Consider the following 553-nt stretch of genomic DNA (forward strand, 5'->3'; position numbering starts at 1 on the left):
AAGGAAGGGGGGAGGGGGGGGGGGAGAGGGGGGGGAGGGGAGAGGAGAAAAAGGGGAGGGGAGAAGGGGGGGAGAAGAGGGAGAGAGGGAGGGGAGGAGGAGGGGGGGGAAGGGAGAAGGAGAGTGAGGAGGAGGAGGGGGAGGGGGGGAGGAAGGGGGCGAGGAAAAAGAAAGGGAAGGGGGGAGAGGGGGGAGAGGGAGAGCGAGAGAAGAGGGGGGAGAGGGGAAAGGAGGAAAGAGGAGAGGGAGGGAAGGAAGGAGGAGAGAGGGGGGGGGGGGGGGGGGGGGGAGAAAAGGAGGGAAGGAAGGAGAGCGGAGGGGTGAAAGAGGAGAAAGAGAAGAGAAGGGAAGGGATGAAGAAGGAGGAAAAAAGGGAGAGGGAAAAAGAGGGGGAGAGGCGGGAGAGGGCGGATATAGATGGAGAAGACGGGAGGGAGTAGGGCTAGGGCGAAGGGATGTAGAAGGAGATGAAGACGGGAGGGAAGGAGGGAAAGCGGGAGAAGGGGGAGAGGAAAGGAGAGGGAAGGGTGTGAGTTAGAAAGAAGGAGGGAGG

1 protein-coding gene is annotated in these 553 nt (G+C 62.4%); it reads left to right on the forward strand.

Annotation, left to right across the window (positions count from 1 at the left end):
* A partial coding sequence (locus VE25_RS23830) for a hypothetical protein (protein ID WP_201776129.1) occupies nt 1-440 on the forward strand: 440 nt, incomplete at its 5' end.
* Nucleotides 441-553 lie beyond the last annotated feature (113 nt).

This window comes from Devosia geojensis, assembly GCF_000969415.1.
GTDB classification, from domain to species: domain Bacteria; phylum Pseudomonadota; class Alphaproteobacteria; order Rhizobiales; family Devosiaceae; genus Devosia; species Devosia geojensis.